The organism is Thermophilibacter gallinarum (assembly GCF_014982725.1).
Lineage (GTDB): Bacteria > Actinomycetota > Coriobacteriia > Coriobacteriales > Atopobiaceae > Thermophilibacter > Thermophilibacter gallinarum.
This window is the reverse complement of record NZ_JADCJZ010000002.1, coordinates 88,974-108,747: the sequence shown is the minus strand read 5'-3', so window position 1 is coordinate 108,747 and position 19,774 is coordinate 88,974. Positions and strand designations below refer to the sequence as shown.

The window sequence follows — 19,774 nt, the reverse complement described above, 5'->3', positions numbered from 1 at the left end:
TCATGCCCCGCCACGATTGAGGCAAGGAGGGCGGGATGATCGAGCTGAGCAGACGACAGAAGGCTTGCCTGCGGTACCTGTGCCGGCATGACGGCCATGTCCCGACCACCCTCCTTGCGCGCAGCCTCGACGTCTCCGAGCGCACCGCGCGCACGGATCTCGGCGTCGTCGAGTCGTACGCCCGTGAGCATGGTGCTGCTCTCGAGCGCGTTCCCGGGACCGGGGTCAGGCTCGTCGCGGACGACGCGACCCGCACCGCCCTTCTCGCCGCGCTCGACGAGCCCGACACCGCCTTCCCGGACCGGGGGGACCGCGCCGTCGTCGCAGAGGTCCTGCTGCTCGTCCGCCCCACGGTCACCTTCCAGCAGATCGCCGCGCTCTGCGGTGTGAGCCGTCCGACCATCGTCGCCCAATGCGACGATCTCGCGGCGTTCTTCGAGGCCTCCGGTATCGAGCTCTGTCGCGAGCAGGGCGTCGGCACCTATCTCCGCGGTCCCGAGCTCGAGATGCGCCACTGTCTCGTGTCGCTCGTCACCGGCGCCGACACGCGTGACGTGGCCCGTACGGTCGCCCGGCGCGAGCTCGAGGCCGTCCATCTCGACCGCGCCGAGCGCCTGGTCGGCGACATAGAGCGTCTCCAGGACGCGACCTTCGTGGACGCCGAGGCGCTCTCGATCGCCCTTGCCTACGCGCTCGAGCGCATCTCCCGCGGCAAGACGCTCCCCGAGGCGGGGGAGGTCCCCCTTCCCGGCGTCCCCGCCCTGGGGGAGGACGCGCTCGGCGCCGACGACCTGTTCCTCCGCTCCCTCGGCGGGCTGCTCTCCGACGTCTTCGAGCAGCCCCAGGAGCGGCGCTTCGCCGGTGCGCTCGTCTTCGCGCAGCGCACCACGAGCGTGGGCCTGATGCACCGCGCGAGCGCCGCTCCGGACGACGAGGCCGCCCTGATCTCCCGCGACCTCATCGCCGCCCTCCACGAGCTCCACGTCATCGACGAGGCCGCGCTCCAGCACCTCATCGACGGCCTCACCACGCACCTGCGCGCCGCAATCTACCGCTGTCGCAACAACATCCAGGTGGAGAGCGAGCTGCCGCGGCAGATCATCGTCTCCATCTCGCTGCTCTACGACTTCACGCGCAAGCAGATGCGCCTCGCCGAGCAGCGCTACGGCATCAGCCTCAATGAGGCGGAGATCGCCTACATCGCCATGTACCTCGACGCGATCTACGAGTCGAGCGCCCGTGACTCGATGGTCCTCAAGGTCCTCTTCGTGTGCCCGTTCGGACTCGCCTCGAGCTCGGTGCTCATGGCGCGCCTCTCCTACGCGCTCGCCGAGTGCGACGTCGTGGGCCCCATGACGGAGGCGGAGGCGCGGGACTACGTGGCGGCAAACAGCGTCGACCTCGTCGTCTCCACCACCGACTGCCGCTTGGACGACGTACCCGTGGTGACGGTCGACCCGCTGCTGCGCCAGTCGGAGATCGAGCGAGTCAAGAGCCAGATCATGCAGCTCTCGTACTCGAAGATGTGCTCCTACTTCCTCCGCTCCTACGCGACCGCCTCGCAGGACGAGAGCGCCGTCCACGCCGTGCGCGACTTCGTGAGGCCCGAGGACGTCCAGGTGGGCGTCAGCTGCGACGACTGGCGCGAGGCCATCCGCCTCGCCGCCCGCCCGCTCCTCGCGCGCGGCCTCATCGAGGAGCGCTACGTGGACCGCATGATCTCCGCCGTCGAGGACTACGGGCCCTACATGGTGCTCACGCCCCGCACGGCCTACGTGCACGCGGGCATGGCGGACGGCGCGCGGGAGAACTGCGCGTCCGTCCTGGTCCTCGACCACGACATCCCCTTCGGCCCGAGCGGCGAGAAGCGCGTGCGCTGCGTCATCGTCCTCGGCATCCACGACACCGAGAAGAGCCTGCTTTTGGGCCTCGCGCCGATCTTCGAGCGCGAGCAGACGATCAAAACGATGGGGCGCCCCGGGCTCACCGCGTCCGAGGTGCTCGAGCAGCACGACTGAGGTTCACACGACCGAGAGGAAGGAAGGTAGATGAGCGACTCAATCGCACGCGACTGCGTAAGGACCGGCGTCCGCGCCGGAACGTGGCAGGACGCCATACGCCTCGCCGCAGCTCCGCTCGTCGAGCGCGGAAGCATCGAGGGGTCATACGTCGACCGCATGATCTCGAGCGTCGACGAGCTCGGGCCCTACATCGTCCTCATGCCCGGCTTCGCGCTCGCGCACGCGGCGCCCGGCGATGACGTCCATGTGAGCGACCTCTCCGTCGCGCTCTTCGACGACGAGATCTTCTTCGGCTCCGACAACGACCCGGTGCGCGTGGTCATGTGCCTCGCCTGCGTGGACCGCGAGTCGCACATCGCCCGGCTCCAGACGGTCGCCGAGAAGCTCCTGGACGACACGTTCGTGGGACGCATGGTCGCCTGCACGAGCGAGCAGCAGCTCTACGAGCTCGTCAACGCGTAACCAAACCGGTAAGGACGCTGGCCCCCCGGGGCAGCGAGGAGGCCCGAAGGGCCACGAGAGAAAGGAGCCACCCATGGCAGTGCCTACGATCCAGACGGTCTGCGGCGTGGGCTGCGGCTCGTCGCTCATGCTGCGCATGAACGTCGAGAAGATCGCCAAGGCCAACGGCTACGAGATCAGAGCCTTCTGCGGGGACGTGGGGACGTGCTGCGCCAACGAGTGCGACGTCATCTTCATCTCCAAGGAGCTCGGAGAGCGCATCGAGGGCCGCGCGAAGGTGCCCATCGTGGAGTTCGACAACTTCATGAACAAGGCCGAGGTCGAGGAGAAGACCCTCGCCTACCTCGAGTCGTTCGCGGAGGAGCACGGCGACGCCTAGGCGGATGCGGGGCCTAGCCCCCACACACAGAGAAAGGAAGCACCATGGACGCCGTCCTTAACTTTGTAATCAACGAAATCTTCGGCCAGGGCGCCATCTTCCTGGCGCTCATCGCCCTCATCGGCCTCATCCTCCAGAAGAAGCCCGTCTCGGAGATCGTGCGTGGCACGATCATGACGGCCATCGGCTTCTTCGTGCTCAACACCGGTACCGGCCTCATCACCGGCAGCTCCATCGACGGCATCATCAGCGCCTTCAACACCGTCATGCCGCAGGCCGTGGAGACCACGTCCGTCGACATCGGCGGCGAGTACGGCACCGAGATCGGCATCGTCATGATCCTCGCCTTCCTGGTGAACATCCTCTTCGCCCGCTTCACCAAGTGGAAGACGATCTTCCTGACCGGCCACATGTTCTACTGGTTCCCGTACGTCTTCATCGCCGCCGGCGTAGGCGCGGGCCTCTCCGGCGCACCGCTGATCGCCCTCGCCGCCATCTTCACCTCGCTCTACTTCATCATCTCCCCGAACCTCATCCGTCCGTTCGTGACCAAGGCCACCGGCGACGACTCCTTCACGCTCGGCCACCCCACCACCGGCCTGTCCGTCATCTCCGGCCTCGTCGCCCGCGCGGTGGGCGACCCCAGCCACTCCACCGAGGACATCAAGGTCCCCAAGTCCCTCGGCTTCCTGCGCGAGGTCTCCATCACCGGCTCCATCCTCGTCGCCCTGAGCTACGTCGCCATGTTCTTCGTCCTGCAGGCGAACGGCTATGACCCGGCCGAGGTCTGGGGCTACGCCGGCGGCACCACGGGCATCTTCACCTACGTCTTCACGCACGCCGTGTACTTCGGCGTCGGCATGACCGTCATGATGCAGGGCGTCCGCATGCTCATCGCCGAGATCGTCCCGGCCTTCCAGGGCATCGCCGAGAAGATCGTCCCGGGCGCCATCCCCGCGCTCGACTGCCCGGTCATCTTCCCCTACGGCCCGAACGCCCTCATCATCGGCTTCATCGTGGCCCTCATCACCTCCATCATCACCATCCTCGTGACCACGGCCATGGGCGTCTTCCCGACCGTCGTCATCCCGCTCGTCACCACCTGCTTCTTCGAGATCGGCGCGGCCTCCATCATCTGCAACGCCCAGGGCGGCGTCCGCGGCACCATCATCGGCGCGGCCCTCTGCGGCGTGCTCGCCGTCCTTCTCGTCGGCTTCGGTGCGTACTTCTTCAACAACACCATCCAGGACTGGATGCTGGTCTACGGCGGCCAGGACTTCGACATCTGGGGCATGATCTGCGGCGCCGTCGCGCGCCTGATCGCGGGTGTCGCGTAAGTCCCGACCCCACGGGACAGGGCTTACCCCGGGCGTCCGGGGAGACGGGGCGCGCACGGACATGGCTCGTGCGCGCCCCGCGCATAGAAGGGAGCGAAGCGAATGCGCTTTGACTACATCGCCATCGTGCGCGACCTCATCGACACGATCGAGGAGTGCGAGCGCGAGCACATGGAGCAGTGCGTCGACCTGCTCGCAGAGTGCGTCATGAGCAAGCACTCGATCTATACCTTCGGCGCGAGCCACGCCGGCATCCTCTCGGAGGAGATGTACTATCGCGCCGGCGGCCTCATGCTCATGAACCCGATCTTCGGACGCGAGATCATGCTGGACACCTCGCCCATCACCCACACGAGCCACATGGAGCGCCTCGTGGGCTACGGAACCGAGCTCGCCCGCGACCAGGCGGACTTCCGGCCCGGCGACGTCCTCATCGCCCACTCTGTGTCCGGCCGCAACCCCGTGACCATCGAGGTGGCCATGGCGGCACGTGACGCGGGGGCGAAGGTGATCGCGATCACCAACCTCACGTACTCCCAGTCCGTCACCTCGCGTCACCCCTCGGGGCTGCGCCTCTTCGAGCTGGCGGACGTGGTCCTGGACAACCACGGCGAGGTCGGGGACGCCGCCGTCGCGATCGAGGGGCTGGGCCAGCGCGTCTCGCCCACGTCGACCGTCGTAGGCGCCGTCATGCTCAACTCAATCGTGGCGGCGCTCGTGCAGCGCCTCGTGGACGAGGGCATGGAGCATCCGCCGGTGTTCTACAGCGCGAACCTGGACGGCGGCGACGAGCTCAACCAGCGCCTCGTCGACGAGTACCGGGACTGCATCCACTACCGCTTCTAGCCCGCGGGTCCGCCGCGGGGACGGGAGGTCTTCAGCATGAGAGCCTGGGAGCGCTACTTCGAGACCATGCAGGAGGTGGTCCAGCGCGTGCGCGAGACGCAGGCCGACGCCATCGAGCGCGCGGCGGAGCTCCTCGCCGACACCACCGAGAAGGGCGGGATCATCTACGGCTTTGGCACGGGCCACTCACACCTCGTCACCGACGACGCCTTCTGGCGCGCCGCCACGCCGGCCAACTACTGCGCACTCCTCGAGCAGAGCGCGACGGGCAGCTTCGAGATCACGAAGAGCTACAACTTCGAGAACCTCTACGGCGTGGGAACCAACGTCGTGGACTACCACCGCATCACGCCCGACGACTGCATGATCATCATCTCCAACTCGGGCAACAACATCGCGCCGGTCGACGCCGCCATCCGGGCGCACGAAAAGGGCATCCCCGTGATCGCGATCACCGCGGTGGAGTACAGCGACTTCCTCACCACCAAGCACCGCTCCGGTCTGAAGCTCAAGGACGTGGCGGACGTGGTGCTGGACAACTGCTCGCTCGTGGGCGATGCCGCCACCGAGGTCGAGGGATTCCCCATGAAGGTGGGCGCCACCTCGACGATACCCGCGGTGTTCCTGCAGAACGCCGTCCTCGTGGAGATGGTCGAGGTCCTCGTGAGACGCGGCTTCGAGCCCGACGTCTACTACAACGGGCACATGGCCTTCATGGACGAGGGCTGCGCGGACCACAACGACCGCCTGGTGGACAAGTACTTCTACCGGATCCGCAACCTCTAGTCGCTCCTGCGTGCGGGGTGGGCAGCCGTGAGCTGAGCTACGCGCCCTCCCCGCACGCAGTCCGTCCGATCAGCGCGCGTCCCTCACGTAGATGCCCACCATGAGCTGGTGCCACGGGCTGCGGGCGGGGTCCGCCTTGAGGACGCGGCACTCGAAGACGTCGGAGTGCCCGTAGAACGCGAGGGTGGACACGAGCGCGTTCTCGTCCGCGGGGACGAACCCGAGCTTGGTGCCCTTCCACCTGATGGCGATGGCCTCCGGGTCGTGCGGGTTGTCGCGCTCCGGGACGAGGTCGAGCTGCATGCCGGCCTTGAGCTCCCCGATCACGAGCGCGCCGTCCCAGTACTGGAACCCGGCGACGTAGAAGGTGGAGATGTGCTTTGACGGCTCGTACATGACGTCCTCCTCCGTAGAGGTCCTTGTCGGCGGCCCTTCCGCCCCTTGGGCACATGGTAGGCGGGCGACCGGACAACAATTCGACGCCCGCGGACGAGGCCGCGCCCCGCGATTGTGTGACAATCGGAATCGTCCCAGCCACGCGTCATAAGGAGGTGGCCCGATGGCCGAGAAGGACGACGCGGCGCGGCTCGCCGCCTACGACGCGTTCGCCGCCGACGTGCGCGACGAGCTCGCGGCGACGAAGGCGCGCATGGACGAGCTCGCCGCCGCGGGCAAGGTCAAGACGGCCACGTACCGGCAGCTCTTCGCCGCGCGCGTCACGCTGAGGGAGATCGACTCCCGTCTGCGCGAGCGCGGGCTGTAGCTACTCCGTCGGGGCGAACTGGGCCTCGTAGATGCGCTTGTATCGCCCGCCCGCGGCAAGCAGCTCGTCGTGCGTGCCGCGCTCCGCGATCACGCCGTCGGCCATGACGCAGATGAGGTCGGCGTCGCGCACGGTCGAGAGGCGGTGCGCCACCACGAAGCTCGTGCGGCCCTCCATGAGGCGTGCCAGCGCGCGCTGGACCAACAGCTCGGTGCGGGTGTCGATGTTGCTCGTGGCCTCGTCGAGGATGAGCATCGCCGGTCGCGCCAGCATGACGCGCGCGATGCACAGGAGCTGACGCTGGCCCGCGGAGAGCGAGGCAGAGCCGTCGAGCACCGTGTCGTAGCCCTGCGGCAGACGCATGATGAAGTCGTCGGCGTAGGCCTCGCGACAGGCGGCGCGCACCTCCTCGAGCGTGGCGTCGGGCCGCCCCAGGCTCACGTTCTCGCGCACCGTGGCGCGGCGCACCCACGTGTCCTGCAGCACCATGCCCCAGCCGGCGCGCAGGCTCTCGCGCGTGAGCTCGCGCACGTCGTGCCCATCCACGCGCACCGCGCCGCCGCTCACGTCGTAGAAGCGCATGATGAGGTTGATCAGCGTGGTCTTGCCGCAGCCCGTCTCGCCCACCAGGGCGATGCGCTGGCCGGGTCGGACGGCGAGGTCGACGTCGCTCAGCACGAGGCGCCGCGCGTCGTAGCCGAAGGCCACGTGGTCGAGCTCGACCTCGCCGCGCGGCTCGGCCAGAACCGCGGCGTCCGGCGCCTCGGGCTCCTCGGCGGGCATGTCCAGCAGCGCGAAGAGCCGGCGCGCGCACGCCACGGAGTTCTGCAGCTCGGTGGCCACGCCGGAGATGTCGTTGAAGGGCTTGGCGTACTGGTCGGCGTAGCCCAGGAAGGCCGAGAGCCCGCCCACGGTGATCCCGCCGCCCATGGCCACGAACGCGCCGAAGATGCCGATCGCGGCGTACACGAGGGCGTTCGCGAAGCGCGTGGTGGGGTTCACGAGGGACGAGAAGAACACGGCCTTGAAGGTCTCCTGCCCCAGCGCCTCGTTCGTCTCGGCGAAGCGGGCGTGCACCTGGTCGCCCACGCAGAACGTCTCCACGGCCGAGATCCCCCCGACCATCTCCTCCACGTAGGCGGTGAGCTCGCCGCGCAGGCGCGTCTGGCCGGAGAAGTGCCGCGCGCTGTGGGTGGCGATGAAGCGCGCCAGGAAGATCGAGACGGGGGTGAGCAGCGCCACCACGGCGGCGATCGCCGGGTTGAGCGCGAACATGAAGACGAGCGTCACCACGATCGTGAGCACGCCCACCGGAAGCTGCTGGAAGGCCATGAGCAGGCCGTTTGTGAGCATGTCAGCGTCGGTGACGATGCGCGCCGCGAGGTCGCCGTGGCCGCGGGAGTCGATCGTGGAGAGCGGGAGCTCCTGGAGATGGTCGAAGGCCCGCCGGCGCAGGTCGAGGGCGGCGCCGAAGGCGAGGCGGTTCGTGACGGCAGTGAGCGCCCACTGGGAGATCGCCGTGAGCGCGAGCGTGACGGCTATGAGCGCGAGCGTCCGGTGCAGGCCGGCGAAGTCCACCTCGCCCACGCCCACCACGCAGTCCACGGCGCGTCCCGAGAGCACGGGCAGCGCGAGCGTGCACACCACCACGGCGACCGTGAGCAGGGCGGCGACGGCGAGGCGGGGCTTCTCGCCCGCGAAGAGGGCGGCCATGCGGCGCAGGGTTCTGTCCGCTGCCGGCTGCGTGCGACCCGTCGCCGCGAGGTCCTTCCGGCTCATCGGACCACCTCCTCCTCGGTGAGCTGCGAGGCGCAGATCTCCTGGTAGACGGGACAGCTTCGCAGAAGCTCCTCGTGCGTGCCCAGGCCGACCTGACGCCCGCCGTCGAGCACGAGGATCTGGTCGGCGTGGCGCACGGCGGTCACGCGCTGAGAGATGGTGACCACGGCGGTGCCCGCGCAGTCGCGGGCGATGGCGCGGCGCAGGGCGGCGTCGGTGGCGAAGTCGAGCGCCGACGAGGCGTCGTCGAGCACGAGCACGCGCGGGCGCCGCACGAGGGTGCGGGCGATGGTCAGGCGCTGGCGCTGGCCGCCGGAGAAGTTGCGCCCGAACTGCTCGACCTCCGCGTCGAGGCCGCCGGCCTTGCCCTCCACGACGCCCGAGGCCTGTGCGGTGGCGACGGCCGCCGCGAGGTCGTCGTCGCCCGCGTCGGAGCGGCCCCAGCGCAGGTTGGAGGCTATGGTCCCGGAGAAGAGCGTGGCACCCTGCTCCACGAGGGAGACCTGGCCGCGCAGGGACGCCCGCGAGAGCTCGCGCACGTCCTGGCCGCCCACGGTGACGGCGCCGGAGCCGACGTCGTAGAAGCGCATCGCGAGGCTTGCCAGCGTGGACTTGCCGGAGCCCGTGCCGCCGATCACGCCGAGCGTGGCGCCGGGCGCCAGCGAGAAGCTCACGTGGGAGAGGGCGTCGCCGCCCGCGCCGGGGTAGGCGAAGCACACGTCGTCGAAGGCGAGGGCGGGCGCGTCCGCGGCGGGCTCGGCCTCGAGGGGGCCGTCGGCGAGCGTGGGCCGGGTGTCGAAGACCTCGTTCACGCGGCGGGCGCAGGCCGACGCCTTGGCGAGAAGGACGATCAGGTTGGTGAGCTTGAGGAGCTCGACCAGCGCCTGGCTCACGTAGCTGACGAGGGCGACGAGCTGGCCCTGCGTGAGGTTGCCGACGTTCACCCGCACGCCGCCGAACCACAATAGGGCGATGAGGCCGCAGTTGACGGCCGCGTAGGTGAGCGGGTTCACGAGCGCGGAGATGTCGCCGGTCCTGACCTGGCGGTCGCGCACGGCGGCGGCGGTGGCGGCGAAGGCGTCGCGCTCGGCGTCCTCCTGGCGGAAGGCGCGCAGCACGCGGACGCCCTCGAGGTTCTCAGCCACGCGCAGCTGCACCTCGTCCAGGCCCTGCTGGATCTGGCGGTAGCGGCCGGTGGTGACGCGCATGAAGCCCATGACCAGGCCGAACGAGACGAGCACCGCGACGAGCAGCACCGCGCCCTCGACGCCGTCCACGAGGAAGGCCGCGACGACGGTGCCCAGCGTCACGAACGGCGAGCGCAGGATGAGCCTGAAGAACATGTTGAGGCCGTCCTGCACCTGCTGCGTGTCGTTGGTGAGGCGGGTGACCAGGCTCGCGCGGCCGAGGCGCTCCACGTCCTCGCGCGAGAGCGAGAGCACGTGGGCGAAGAGGTCGTTGCGCAGCGCCGTGCCGAAGGCGGCGGCGAGGCGCGAGCAGAAGTACTGGGCCGTGACCGATATCGCCCAGGCGAAGACGCCCACGCCCGCGAGCAGGGCGCCGTGGGCGAGCACGTAGCCTGCGTCGCGGTTGGCGATGCCGACGTCGATGACCTGGGCCATGACGAGCGGGACGAGGAGCTGGAGCAGCGCCTCGAGCATCTTGAAGAGCGGGGCGACGACGCATTCGGCGACGTGCCCCGCGAGGTAGCGCCTGAGCTTGAACATGCGGCCTCCGGGCAGGGTGGTGTCAGCCCCTCGATTCTAGCGCGGGGGGCTGACGGGCGTCCCTCTCGCCGGAGGGGACGTTGAGGCTACTCCGCGGCGAGGACCTTGCTCGGCAGGATGGGCAGGTCGCGCACGTAGCGGCCCGTGGCGTGGGCCACGGCGCTCATGACCGCGGGGGAGGGCGTGTTGATGACGACCTCGCCGATGGACTTGGCGCCGAAGGGCCCCGTGGGCTCGAAGCTCGGCATGAACTCCACGCGCGGCTCGGGCACGTCCCTGCGGGTGGGCAGCTTGTAGGTCATGAGGCTGCCGGTGCGCAGGTTGCCGCGCTCGTCGCGCGAGACGTCCTCGGTGAGTGCCATGCCGATGCCCTGGGCGATGCCGCCCTCGGCCTGCACGCGCGCGAGCGCCGGGTTGATGACGGTGCCGCAGTCCACGACGGCCGCGTAGTCCGTGACCGTGACCTTGCCCGTGGCCTTGTCGACCTCGACCTCGGCGACGCCGGCCATGTAGGGCGGCGGCGAGGTGGGCTGGGCGTTGGTGCCGTGGCCCTCGAGCATGCCGGGGTGCAGTCCGAAGCCGATGAGCTTGTTGGCGAGCGCGGCGACGGTCATCTCCTGCTCCCCGCAGCGCACGGACTCGCCGTCGAACTCCACGTCCTTCTCGTCCACGCCGAAGACGCGGGCCGCCTGCTCGCGGATCTGCCGGATGAGGTCCTCGGCCGCGCGCACGACGGCGCCGCCGGTGGTGTAGGTGCCCGAGGAGGCGTAGGCGCCGGTGTCGAAGGGGGAGGTGTCGGTGTCCACGCCCTTTGTGACGACGCGGTCCACGTCACAGCCGAGCGCCTCGGCCGCCATCTGCGCGAGGATCGTGTCCGCGCCGGTGCCCACGTCGGTGGCGCCGATGGAGAGCACGTAGAAGCCGTCGTCCTCGAGGCGGATGTCCACGTTGGCGATGTCCACCATGGCGATGCCGGAGCCCTGCATCGTGAGGGCCACGCCCAGGCCGCGCACGCGGTCGCCGAGGTCCTCGCGAAGCGGTCGGTCCTTCCAGCCCACCATGTCCATCGCGCGCGTGAGGCACTCGTCGAGGCGGCAGCTGTAGAGGTGCTCGTCGTTCAGCTGCCAGAGGGTCTCGCCGGGGCCCACGAGGTTCTTGAGGCGCAGCTCGCACGGGTCCATGCCCAGCTCGTCGGCCATCTCGTTGACGGCGGACTCAACGGCGAAGCAGCCCTGCGTCGCCCCGTAGCCGCGGTAGGCGCCGCCCGGCGTAGTGTTGGTGTAGACCACGTCGTAGGAGAAGCGGCTCGCCGCGGCGTGGTTGTAGATCGGCAGCGCCTTGCCGCCGACGAGCGTGACGGTGGTCGTGCCGTGATAGCCGTAGGCGCCGGCGTTGGAGAGCGCGTAGAGGTCGATGGCCTCGATCGTGCCGTCGCGGCGTGCGCCCATGCGGACCTTGAGGACCATCTCGTGGCGCGTGTTGGAGCAGCTCATGGTCTCCTCGCGCGTGTAGGTGCACACGCACGGGCGGCCGGTCCTCATCGCGGCGAACGCGGCGAAGGCCTCGTTGCAGCCGCTCTGCTTGGCGCCAAATCCGCCGCCCACGCGCGGCTTGATGACGCGCACCTGGCGCTTGGGGATGCCGAGGGCGTTCGCCACCTGACGGCGGATGTGGAAGGGCACCTGCGTTGAGCTCACCACGGTCACGCGGCCGAAGGCGTCGGTGTAGGCGAAGGAGCGGAACGTCTCCATCATGGACTGCTGCGTCGCCTGCGTGCGGTAGGTGCGCTCGATCACCACGTCGGAGGCGGCGAAGGCGGCCTCGAGGTCGCCGTGGACGCGCTCGCCGTGCGCCACGAGGTTGCGGCTCGGGTCGCCGGACTTGTCGCCGCCGGGCGCCCAGTCGTCCTCGTCGTGGATGACGGTGGCGTTGTCGAGCGCCTCCTCCACGTCCAGCACGGCGGGCAGCTGCTCGTAGGTGACCCTCACGGCCTTCACGCCCGCGGCGGCCGCGGCCTCGGTCTCCGCCACGACCATGGCGACCTCGTCGCCCACGTAGCGCACGTGGCGGTCGAGAAGGACCGTGTCGTAGGGGCTCGGCTCGGGGAAGGACTGGCCGGCCAGCGTGAAGCGGTTGTGCGGCACATCGTCCGGGCCGAAGACCGCGACGACGCCGGGGATTTCGAGCGCGCGGCTCTTGTCGACGTCCGTGACGAGGGCGTTGGCGTGGCGGCTGCGCACGAGCCTCACCACGAGGGCTCCCTCGGGAGCGAGGTCGGCGGTGTAGACGGGTGCTCCGGCGAGAAGGGCGCCGGAGTCCTTCTTGGCCACGGGACGCGCGATCTCGCGGTGCTTCTCGCCAGATTCGGTGGTGGCGTCTGCGGGCACCTCGCGGGGCGGCAGCTCGCCGTCGTTTGCGTGGCGGGCGAGGAAGCGGCGGATCGCGCGCATCTGGCTCGCGTAGCCGGAGCAGCGGCAGAGGTTGCCGGAGAGGTAGCGGCGCACGGTCTCGTCATCGGCGCCCGGGTGCGCGGCGTCGAGCGCGAGCACGGCCATCTCGAGGCCCGGCGCGCAGAAGCCGCACTGCTCGGCGCCCTCCTCGGCGAGGCACCGGGCCAAGAGCTCGCGGCGACCGTCGCGCATGCCCTCGAGCGTGGTGACCTCACGGCCGCTCACGCGCGCCATGAGCACGGAGCACGAGAGCACGGGCTCGCCGTCCAGGAGCACCGTGCACAGACCGCAGTTGGAGGTCTCGCATGCGCACTTGACGGACTTGTAGCCGTGCGCGCGGCAGAAGTCGAAGAGGGTCATGTCCGGACGGACGTCCTCGGAGAGCTCCGCGCCGTTCAAGGTGAGGTTGACGAGCATCCCTAGGCCTCCTTCTCTGCGCGGGGCTTCTTGGCAGCCCGCTCGACGGCGCGACGGACGAGTGCGGGCGCCACGGCCCGGCGCCACGCGGCGGTGCCGCGCAGGTCGTCGCCAAAGTCCAGGCTCTCGGCGAGCTCGCAGACGGCGTCGAGCTCAGCGGGCGAGAAGTCGCGCCTCAGAGGGATCCGCTCGCCGCCGGTGACGAGCGTGGCCTTCTTGGGGCGCGCGCCCACGGTGACGTGCCAGGAGCCCTGCCAGCAGGCCGCGGCCGCGTTGAGCGCGGAGAAGTCCGTCGCGGCGTTGCGGACGGACTCGAAGGCGGCCTGGTAGCGGTGCTTGCGCACGACGACGTGCGTGAGGATGTCGTTTCTCGCCCCGCGCTCGACGAAGGGGATGATGGGCATGGTTCCCGCGCCCTCGAGCTCGACCTCGGTGTCGAGCGCGAGCAGCGCCGTGACGATGTCGGAGAAGCCCATGCGCGCGTAGAGCGAGCCGCCCACGGTGGCGAGGTTGCGGAACTGCGTGCCCACGATGTCGCGCACGGCCTCGGTGAAGATGCCGCAGGTGGCGGCCTTGAAGCGCTCGTGGTTCTCGAGCTGTCCCAGGGTCACCATCGCGCCGATGCGGAAGGCGTCCTCGGTCTCCTCGACCTTGTCGAGCCCACAGCCCGCGAGGTCGATCCCCAGCGGCGAGGTCCGGTCGGCGAGGCGCAGCCACATCATGCCGCCGATCACCGTGGCCTGGCGGTTCTCCCTCAGGAGCTCCAGCGCCTGCGCCGCGCTGCCGGGGCGGACGTACTTCTCGAAGGTGAGCACGGGTCCTCCTTGGATTTCTCGGTGACGGGCTAAGGATACCGCAGGTGGATGGCGTCGCCGCGCGCAGCGTTGCACATTCGATGCTATAACGCGGGGCCGCCGCTGTGCAACGACGCCCGCCCCCTCCCCTCCGAGGGTGTGTACACGGTTGCGAAGTTGATGCTCTTCTCGCCAAGCTTCTGAGCTGCGGAAACATGGTCGCATGGTACCGTATGAATCATGCAACTGTGTACACACCCTGCGGGGCAGGTGCACACACCCTGCGAGACGCGAGGGGACGGACGGGCTGGCGCCGCGCGACGACGTCCCGTCCACGCTACAATGGTCGACGCTGTGTCGGTCGCGGGACGGAGGAGGGGCGATGGGCGAGAGAGCCGTCGAGGCGCGCGGCGTCAGCCATGCGTACGTGCCGGGTCGCCCCACGCTGTGCGACGTCTCGCTCGACGTGTCCCCGGGCGAGCTCGTCGCCATAGTCGGCGAGAACGGCTCCGGAAAGACCACGCTCGCCCGGCACCTCAACGCCCTCGCCCCCCTGCAGGAGGGCGCGCTGCGCGTCGCCGGGATCGACGCGGCGGACCAGTCGCGCGTCTGGGAGCTGCGCCGCGCGTGCGGCATGGTCTTCCAGAACCCCGAGAACCAGTTCGTCTCCTCCGTGGTGGGGGAGGACGTCGCCTTCGGGCCGCGCAACTTCGGCGCGGACGAGAAGGGCGCGCGGGACGCGGCGCTGTCGGCCCTCGCCGACGTGGGCCTCGCGGGCTTCGAGCGGCGCGACGTCCACGCGCTCTCCGGCGGCCAGCAGCAGCGCGTGGCCCTCGCCGGCGTGCTCGCGTGCAGCGCGGACGTCATCGTGCTCGACGAGGCGACCTCCATGATCGACCCGCGCGGCAGAGACGAGCTCGTCCGCGCCGTGACGCGCGCCCGCGAGGAGCGGGGCGCCACCGTGATCTGGATTACCCACGACATGGAGCTCGCCGCCCGTGCGGATCGCGTCGTGGTCATGCGCGACGGCGAGGTCGCGGCCGACGGCGCGCCCGAGGACGTCCTCGCGAACGAGACCCTGCTCGAGGGGGCCGGCCTGGAGCCGCCGCTCGTGGTTCGCGCCTGGCGCGAGCTCGAGGAGGCCGGGGTCGTGGTCGGGCCCGCGCCGGTCACGGTCGAGGGGCTGGTGAGCGCGCTGTGCGACTGACGCTCGATGGCGTATGCCTCTCATACGAGGGGTCGGCGGGCGAGAGGGTCCGCGCGCTCGACGACGTCTCGCTGGCGCTCTCGGGCGGCGTCACGGGGCTCATGGGCCGCACCGGCTCCGGCAAGACGACGCTGCTCGAGGTCATGGCGGGGGCGACGCCGGCCGACTCCGGTCGCGTGCGCCCGGAGGGCCCCGGCGAGGTCGGCCTCGTCTTCCAGCAGCCCGAGCGCCAGTTCTTCGAGCCCACGGTCGAGCGCGAGACCACCTTCGGCCTGTGCGTCCGGGGCGTGCCCGCACCCGAGGCACGCGAGCGGGCCGCGCGCGCCCTCGCGCTCATGGGCCTCTCCCTCGACGAGCTCGCCGGTCGCTCGCCCCTGTCGCTCTCCGGCGGGCAGCAGCGACGCGTGGCCATCGCCTCGGTGCTGGCACTGCGGCCGACGCTGCTGCTGCTCGACGAGCCCACGGCCGGCCTGGACCCCCGTGCCCGCCGCGCCTGTCTGCGCGCCGTGCGCTCCGCGGCAGACGCGGGGGCGACGGTCGTCATGGCGAGCCACGACGCCAACGCGCTCGCGGAGGTCGCCGACCGCCTGGTCGTCCTGGAGGAGGGCCGCGTCACGCTCGACGGGGCCGCGCGCGAGCTCCTCGCCGACGCCCCGCTCATGCGTGCTCACGGGCTCGAGCCGGCCTGTGCCGCCCGAGCCGCCTGCGCCCTGCGCCGCGCGGGCGTCTCGGTCCCGGGCTCGCCGCTCACCGCCGACGAGCTCGCGGGGGCGATCATGGCCGGAAGGGGGCGTCCGTGAGGTCCGCGAGCGCATACGTGTGGGCGGACTCGCCCCTGCACCGCATGCCCGCCTCCGCCAAGCTCGCGGGGTTCGCGACTGCGGTCGTGCTCGTGGTGCTGGCCTCGACCCCGGGCCAGCTCGCCATGGCGACGGCCGCGGTCGCCGCGCTCGTCGCCGTCTCGCGCGTGGGGTGGACCCGCGCCGGGCACGCCCTCTGGGGACTTCGCTGGTTCCTGCTCGCCGTGCTGGCGCTCAACGCGGTGTTCTTCTCGTCCGCCGAGCCCGTCCTCGAGCTCGGCCTCGCCCGTCTGACGTGGGAGGGCGTCGCCCAGGGCGTGCGCGTCGTCGTCCGCACGGCACTCGTCGTGGTGCTCGGCTCGCTGCTCACCGCGACCACGCGCCCCCAGCAGATCACCGACGGCGTGCGCACCCTGCTGCGCCCGCTCGCGCACCTGGGCGTTCCCACGGAGACCGCCGCGCTCGCCGTTGGCGTGACCATGCAGTTCGTGCCCACGCTCCTGCGCGAGAGCCGCCTGCTCGCACGCGCGCAGGCGATACGCTGCGGCGACTTCGCCGCGCGTGGTGTCATGCAACGCGCCGTCAGCTACGTGCGGCTGCTCGTTCCCGTGTTCGTGTCCGCATTCCGCCGCGCCGACGAGCTCTCCGCCGCCATGGAGGCGCGCGGCTACCGCGTCTCGTCCCGCCCCGCGTGCCCGAGAGAGAGGAAACGCCCATGACCCCCGTCAAGAGAGTCGTCGTCACCGCCACCTGCGCCGCGCTCGGCATCGTGCTCCCGATGGCCTTCCACGCGCTTCCCGGAGCCGGCAACGTCTGGCTGCCCATGCACATCCCGGTCCTCGTCTGCGGCCTCGTCGCCGGCTCCGCGTCGGGCATCGCCGCCGGGCTTCTCGCGCCCGTGATCTCCAGCCTGCTCACCGGCATGCCCGCGGCGCCGGTCCTTCCCGCCATGACCTGCGAGCTCATGACCTACGGCCTCGTCTCGGGCCTGCTCGGCGCGCGCGTGCGCACCGGGCGCCTGGCGCTCGACCTCTACGTCTCGCTCGTCGGCGCCATGCTCTGCGGCCGGCTCGTGAGCGGGGCGCTTCAGGCGCTGATATTCTCCGCCGGCTCGTACTCGCTCGCCGCCTGGGTGACGGGCTCGTTCTTCACGGGCCTGCCGGGCATCGTGCTGCAGCTCGTGGTCGTGGTGCCGGTGGTCGCCGCCCTGGAGCGCGCCGGCCTGGTGGAGCCGCGCTACCCGGACGCCCGCTAGTCCCCCGCGCGGCCCGCGCCGCCGAGCAGCCTCCCGAGCCCGAGGGCGCACCACAGGGTGCCGGCCGCCGCGACCGCGCCGCCGACGTAGCCGACGGCCCCCACGCCGAGGGTGTCGCAGACGAGCCCGCCGACGATCGACCCGCCGCCGATGCCAACGTTGAACAGGCCGGAGAAGATCGACATGGCGACGGCCGACTGCTCCTCGGTGGTGACGCGGATCACCTCGGCCTGCGCGCAGGCGTTGAACGAGGTGGCGCACACGCCCCAGAGCACGCATGCCGCCACCGGACCGGCCGCCCATGGGGTGAGCGGGGCGAGCAGCAGCAGCGCCGCGGAGACGCCGAACATCGTGAGGCGAAGGTAGGCCGTGCGATGCGCGTCGAAGAGGCGCGCGAAGAGCCAGCTGCCCGCGAGGCCGGCCACCCCGAAGACGGAGAGCACGACGGTGATGAGGTCGTCCGGCATCCCGGCGACCTGCGCGAGGAAGGGCTCCACGTAGCTGTAGGCGACGTAGTAGCCGGTCGCGTAGAGAATCGTGAGCAGGTAGATGCCGAGAAGGGCTCGGTTGCGGCCGAGCTCCGGGAGGCGCGCGAGGGTGAACGGCTCGCCCGCGGAGAGCCGCGGGAACGTGAGCGCGAGCCCGAGCGCCACGACGAGCGTGACCGCGCCCACCACGACGAAGGTCATGCGCCAGCCGAGGGCGAGGCCGAGCGCACGTCCCAGCGGCAGCCCGAAGATCATCGCGACCGAGGTGCCGGTGACGATCATGCCCAGCGCCCGCGAGGCGTGCTCGGGAGAGGCCACGCGCACCGCGTAGGGCGACGCCACGGACCAGAAGACCGCGTGCGCCGCGGCGACCACGAGGCGCGAGGCGACCACCAGCTCGAAGGTGGGCGCCACGGCCGTCCCCACCTGGCCCGCGCAGAACACGCCGAGCACCAGCAGGACGAGCCGCCTGGGGGGCATGCGGCTCGCGGCGACCATGAGCGGCAGCGAGAGCGCCGCGACCGCCCACGCGTAGATGGAGATCATGAGGCCGGCGCCGGACTCGGTGAGCGAGAACGCGGCGGCGATGTCCGTGAGCAGGCCGATGGGTACGAACTCGGAGGTGTTGAGGAGAAAGGCGGCGAGGGTCAGAAACAGGAGCGGGGGCAGCTCGCTGCGGGCCGCCCGCCCGGTGGCGTTCGACGACAAGGGACTCCTTCCGTGGCGTGTTCCGCTGACGAGTATAGGCGCGCCGCGCCCCCGCGCACCCGACGTTCTTCTCGTCAGCTTGCCTAGCTGCGAAAACGCGAGCGTGTCCTGGATATCAAAGGCGCAATAGTGCACACGAGCTTGAGGAAGGGAGGACGAGGCGGGCGCGCCCTCTCAGGCCCCGTATAATGGGACGCCAGAAGGACGACGAAAGGGATGCCATGTCTGACCTCCGCACCGAAGCGCCCATCACCCGCCGCCAGGCGCTGGCCACCGCCGGCGCCGCGCTGACCCTGGCGCTGGGCGCCTGCTCGGGCGCGCCTGCATCCGAGACGCCGGGCGAGGGACCCACCGTGAGCGACCGCCCCTCCGGCGAGGGGGAAGCCCCGGAGGCGGAGCCCGTCGACCCGCTGACCCAGCAGGTGGAGGCCGCGCTCGCCAAGATGTCGCTGGAGGAGAAGGTCTGGCAGCTCTTCGTCGTGCGCCCCGAGGCGGTTACCGGCGTGAGCGTGCAGACCGCCGCGGGGGAGGCCACGCGCAAGGCCCTCGCGGAGCGTCCGGTGGGCGGCATCTGCTACTTCGGCGCCAACCTCACGGACACGGACCAGACGCGCAAGATGCTCTCCAACACGCGCGACTACGCCAAGGAGATCAACGGCCTGCCCATCTTCCTGTGCGTGGACGAGGAGGGCGGCACGGTCACGCGCATCGCCGGCAACTCCGCGTTCGGCGTGGACGACATGGGCGACATGTGCGACATCGGCGCCACGGGGGACACCGACAAGGCCTACGACGCCGCCGCCTACATCGGCCAGTACCTCACGTACCTGGGCTTCAACGTGGACTTCGCGCCCGACGCGGACATCGCCAACAACCCGGACGGGACGATGGGCCAGCGCTCCTTCGGCGCCACGGCAGACGTGGTGGCCCCGATGGTGGCGGCTCAGGTCCGCGGCTTCACGGACGCCGGTATCCTCTGCTCGGCCAAGCACTTCCCGGGCATCGGCGGCGCGGTCGGGGACAGCCACGACCAGAGCATCTACTCCGACAAGACCCTCGACGAGATCCGCGAGGAGGAGCTGCGCCCCTTCGAGGCCGCCATCGAGGAGGACGTGCCGTTCGTGATGGTGGGCCACCTCTCCATGCCCGAGGTCACCGGCGACGACGACCCCGCCTCGATCTCCTCCGAGCTGGTCACGGACGTGCTGCGCAAGGAGCTCGGCTACGAGGGGATCGTCATCACCGACTCCTTCGAGATGGGCGCGGCCACCTCGGCGCTCGACACCGCCGGCCTCGCGGTCGCGGCGATCGACGCGGGCGTCGACATGGTGCTCATGCCCGCCGACCTTGTCGCCGCCCACCAGGGCGTCGTCGACGCGGTCGGGTCCGGCGAGCTCACCGAGGCGCGCATCGACGAGTCCGTGACCCGCGTCCTCCGCGTCAAGCTGGGGCGCCTCGGGTAGGGTCTGTCTGCTCGGCCTGCCAGACCGAAGGCTGTTTCGGAGGGCCGCTGTGGCACTTTTCGCGAGGTCTGTGTGGCTTGCCGACCGTTCTG

Annotated in this window: 18 protein-coding genes; 12 read left to right on the top strand and 6 right to left on the bottom strand. The window is 70.6% G+C overall.

Translation table 11 applies throughout. From position 1 onward, the window contains the following. Positions 1-35: 35 nt before the first annotated feature. The 6 genes from INF26_RS04435 to INF26_RS04410 all read left to right on the top strand — a co-directional run bounded on the left by INF26_RS04435 (position 36) and on the right by INF26_RS04410 (position 5,831). Positions 36-2,018, top strand: coding sequence for a BglG family transcription antiterminator (locus tag INF26_RS04435; protein ID WP_193529531.1), 1,983 nt, complete (start codon positions 36-38; stop codon positions 2,016-2,018). 30 nt (positions 2,019-2,048) lie between these two features. After that, positions 2,049-2,483: a PTS sugar transporter subunit IIA gene (locus INF26_RS04430; RefSeq protein WP_193529530.1), complete on the top strand. Its 435-nt coding sequence runs from the start codon at positions 2,049-2,051 to the stop codon at positions 2,481-2,483. Positions 2,484-2,556: 73 nt separating this feature from the next. Continuing rightward, positions 2,557-2,862, top strand: coding sequence for a PTS sugar transporter subunit IIB (locus INF26_RS04425; RefSeq protein WP_193529529.1), 306 nt, complete (start codon positions 2,557-2,559; stop codon positions 2,860-2,862). Positions 2,863-2,906: 44 nt separating this feature from the next. After that, the gene (locus tag INF26_RS04420; protein WP_193529528.1) at positions 2,907-4,199 is read left to right on the top strand and encodes a PTS ascorbate transporter subunit IIC; all 1,293 of its coding nucleotides are present in this window, start codon (positions 2,907-2,909) and stop codon (positions 4,197-4,199) included. A 102-nt stretch (positions 4,200-4,301) separates the two neighbouring features. Then, on the top strand, positions 4,302-5,045 hold the full coding sequence (locus tag INF26_RS04415) for an SIS domain-containing protein (RefSeq protein ID WP_193529527.1): 744 nt from the start codon (positions 4,302-4,304) through the stop codon (positions 5,043-5,045). A 36-nt stretch (positions 5,046-5,081) separates the two neighbouring features. Beyond that, positions 5,082-5,831, top strand: coding sequence for a sugar isomerase domain-containing protein (locus INF26_RS04410; RefSeq protein ID WP_193529526.1), 750 nt, complete (start codon positions 5,082-5,084; stop codon positions 5,829-5,831). Positions 5,832-5,900: 69 nt separating this feature from the next. Here the strand turns inward: INF26_RS04410 and INF26_RS04405 are convergent, their stop codons facing one another. Further along, positions 5,901-6,227 (bottom strand): HIRAN domain-containing protein, encoded by a 327-nt coding sequence (locus tag INF26_RS04405; protein ID WP_193529525.1) that lies wholly within the window; start codon positions 6,225-6,227, stop codon positions 5,901-5,903. Positions 6,228-6,390: 163 nt separating this feature from the next. Between INF26_RS04405 and INF26_RS04400 the strand changes: the two genes are divergently transcribed. After that, positions 6,391-6,594, top strand: coding sequence for a hypothetical protein (locus INF26_RS04400; RefSeq protein ID WP_193529524.1), 204 nt, complete (start codon positions 6,391-6,393; stop codon positions 6,592-6,594). Here INF26_RS04400 and INF26_RS04395 read toward each other — a convergent pair whose 3' ends face one another. The 4 genes from INF26_RS04395 to INF26_RS04380 all read right to left on the bottom strand — a co-directional run bounded on the left by INF26_RS04395 (position 6,595) and on the right by INF26_RS04380 (position 13,782). Beyond that, on the bottom strand, positions 6,595-8,373 hold the full coding sequence (locus tag INF26_RS04395) for an ABC transporter ATP-binding protein (RefSeq protein ID WP_193529523.1): 1,779 nt from the start codon (positions 8,371-8,373) through the stop codon (positions 6,595-6,597). After that, positions 8,370-10,100 carry an ABC transporter ATP-binding protein gene (locus INF26_RS04390; RefSeq protein ID WP_193529522.1) on the bottom strand — a complete coding sequence of 577 codons (1,731 nt, stop codon included), beginning with the start codon at positions 10,098-10,100 and terminating at the stop codon, positions 8,370-8,372. Before INF26_RS04390 ends, INF26_RS04395 begins: the two co-directional genes overlap by 4 nt. Positions 10,101-10,186: 86 nt before the next feature. Next, positions 10,187-12,967, bottom strand: coding sequence for a molybdopterin-dependent oxidoreductase (locus tag INF26_RS04385; protein ID WP_226371892.1), 2,781 nt, complete (start codon positions 12,965-12,967; stop codon positions 10,187-10,189). 2 nt (positions 12,968-12,969) lie between these two features. Beyond that, complete coding sequence (locus INF26_RS04380; protein ID WP_193529521.1) at positions 12,970-13,782, bottom strand: FAD binding domain-containing protein; 813 nt, start codon at positions 13,780-13,782, stop codon at positions 12,970-12,972. Between the two features lie 361 nt (positions 13,783-14,143). On the opposite strand from INF26_RS04380, the gene INF26_RS04375 reads away from it, so the two are divergent. From INF26_RS04375 to INF26_RS04360, 4 genes are read left to right on the top strand one after another with little or no spacing between them, the layout of a single operon-like run. Then, positions 14,144-14,968: an ATP-binding cassette domain-containing protein gene (locus tag INF26_RS04375; protein ID WP_193529520.1), complete on the top strand. Its 825-nt coding sequence runs from the start codon at positions 14,144-14,146 to the stop codon at positions 14,966-14,968. Then, a complete protein-coding gene (locus INF26_RS04370; protein ID WP_193529519.1) occupies positions 14,959-15,768 on the top strand; it encodes an energy-coupling factor ABC transporter ATP-binding protein in 810 nt (269 codons plus the stop codon). The genes INF26_RS04375 and INF26_RS04370 overlap by 10 nt, the downstream gene beginning before the upstream one ends. Next, positions 15,765-16,487 (top strand): energy-coupling factor transporter transmembrane component T family protein, encoded by a 723-nt coding sequence (locus INF26_RS04365; protein ID WP_193529518.1) that lies wholly within the window; start codon positions 15,765-15,767, stop codon positions 16,485-16,487. The genes INF26_RS04370 and INF26_RS04365 overlap by 4 nt, the downstream gene beginning before the upstream one ends. Then, on the top strand, positions 16,484-17,023 hold the full coding sequence (locus INF26_RS04360; RefSeq protein ID WP_193529517.1) for an ECF transporter S component: 540 nt from the start codon (positions 16,484-16,486) through the stop codon (positions 17,021-17,023). The genes INF26_RS04365 and INF26_RS04360 overlap by 4 nt, the downstream gene beginning before the upstream one ends. Here INF26_RS04360 and INF26_RS04355 read toward each other — a convergent pair. Further along, positions 17,020-18,219 carry an MFS transporter gene (locus INF26_RS04355; RefSeq protein ID WP_193529516.1) on the bottom strand — a complete coding sequence of 400 codons (1,200 nt, stop codon included), beginning with the start codon at positions 18,217-18,219 and terminating at the stop codon, positions 17,020-17,022. The two genes, INF26_RS04360 and INF26_RS04355, sit on opposite strands and share 4 nt — an antisense overlap. A 221-nt stretch (positions 18,220-18,440) precedes the next feature. Between INF26_RS04355 and INF26_RS04350 the strand changes: the two genes are divergently transcribed. Beyond that, positions 18,441-19,682 carry a glycoside hydrolase family 3 protein gene (locus tag INF26_RS04350; protein ID WP_193529515.1) on the top strand — a complete coding sequence of 414 codons (1,242 nt, stop codon included), beginning with the start codon at positions 18,441-18,443 and terminating at the stop codon, positions 19,680-19,682. Positions 19,683-19,774 lie beyond the last annotated feature (92 nt).

What these genes read in the sequence shown, in the direction of transcription:
- INF26_RS04435 (WP_193529531.1), top strand. Translation starts at nt 36, where the DNA reads ATGATCGAGCTGAGCAGACGACAGAAGGCTTGCCTGCGGTACCTGTGC.
- INF26_RS04430 (WP_193529530.1), top strand. Translation starts at nt 2,049, where the DNA reads ATGAGCGACTCAATCGCACGCGACTGCGTAAGGACCGGCGTCCGCGCC.
- INF26_RS04425 (WP_193529529.1), top strand. Translation starts at nt 2,557, where the DNA reads ATGGCAGTGCCTACGATCCAGACGGTCTGCGGCGTGGGCTGCGGCTCG.
- INF26_RS04420 (WP_193529528.1), top strand. Translation starts at nt 2,907, where the DNA reads ATGGACGCCGTCCTTAACTTTGTAATCAACGAAATCTTCGGCCAGGGC.
- INF26_RS04415 (WP_193529527.1), top strand. Translation starts at nt 4,302, where the DNA reads ATGCGCTTTGACTACATCGCCATCGTGCGCGACCTCATCGACACGATC.
- INF26_RS04410 (WP_193529526.1), top strand. Translation starts at nt 5,082, where the DNA reads ATGAGAGCCTGGGAGCGCTACTTCGAGACCATGCAGGAGGTGGTCCAG.
- INF26_RS04405 (WP_193529525.1), bottom strand. Translation starts at nt 6,227, where the DNA reads ATGTACGAGCCGTCAAAGCACATCTCCACCTTCTACGTCGCCGGGTTC.
- INF26_RS04400 (WP_193529524.1), top strand. Translation starts at nt 6,391, where the DNA reads ATGGCCGAGAAGGACGACGCGGCGCGGCTCGCCGCCTACGACGCGTTC.
- INF26_RS04395 (WP_193529523.1), bottom strand. Translation starts at nt 8,373, where the DNA reads ATGAGCCGGAAGGACCTCGCGGCGACGGGTCGCACGCAGCCGGCAGCG.
- INF26_RS04390 (WP_193529522.1), bottom strand. Translation starts at nt 10,100, where the DNA reads ATGTTCAAGCTCAGGCGCTACCTCGCGGGGCACGTCGCCGAATGCGTC.
- INF26_RS04385 (WP_226371892.1), bottom strand. Translation starts at nt 12,967, where the DNA reads ATGCTCGTCAACCTCACCTTGAACGGCGCGGAGCTCTCCGAGGACGTC.
- INF26_RS04375 (WP_193529520.1), top strand. Translation starts at nt 14,144, where the DNA reads ATGGGCGAGAGAGCCGTCGAGGCGCGCGGCGTCAGCCATGCGTACGTG.
- INF26_RS04360 (WP_193529517.1), top strand. Translation starts at nt 16,484, where the DNA reads ATGACCCCCGTCAAGAGAGTCGTCGTCACCGCCACCTGCGCCGCGCTC.
- INF26_RS04350 (WP_193529515.1), top strand. Translation starts at nt 18,441, where the DNA reads ATGTCTGACCTCCGCACCGAAGCGCCCATCACCCGCCGCCAGGCGCTG.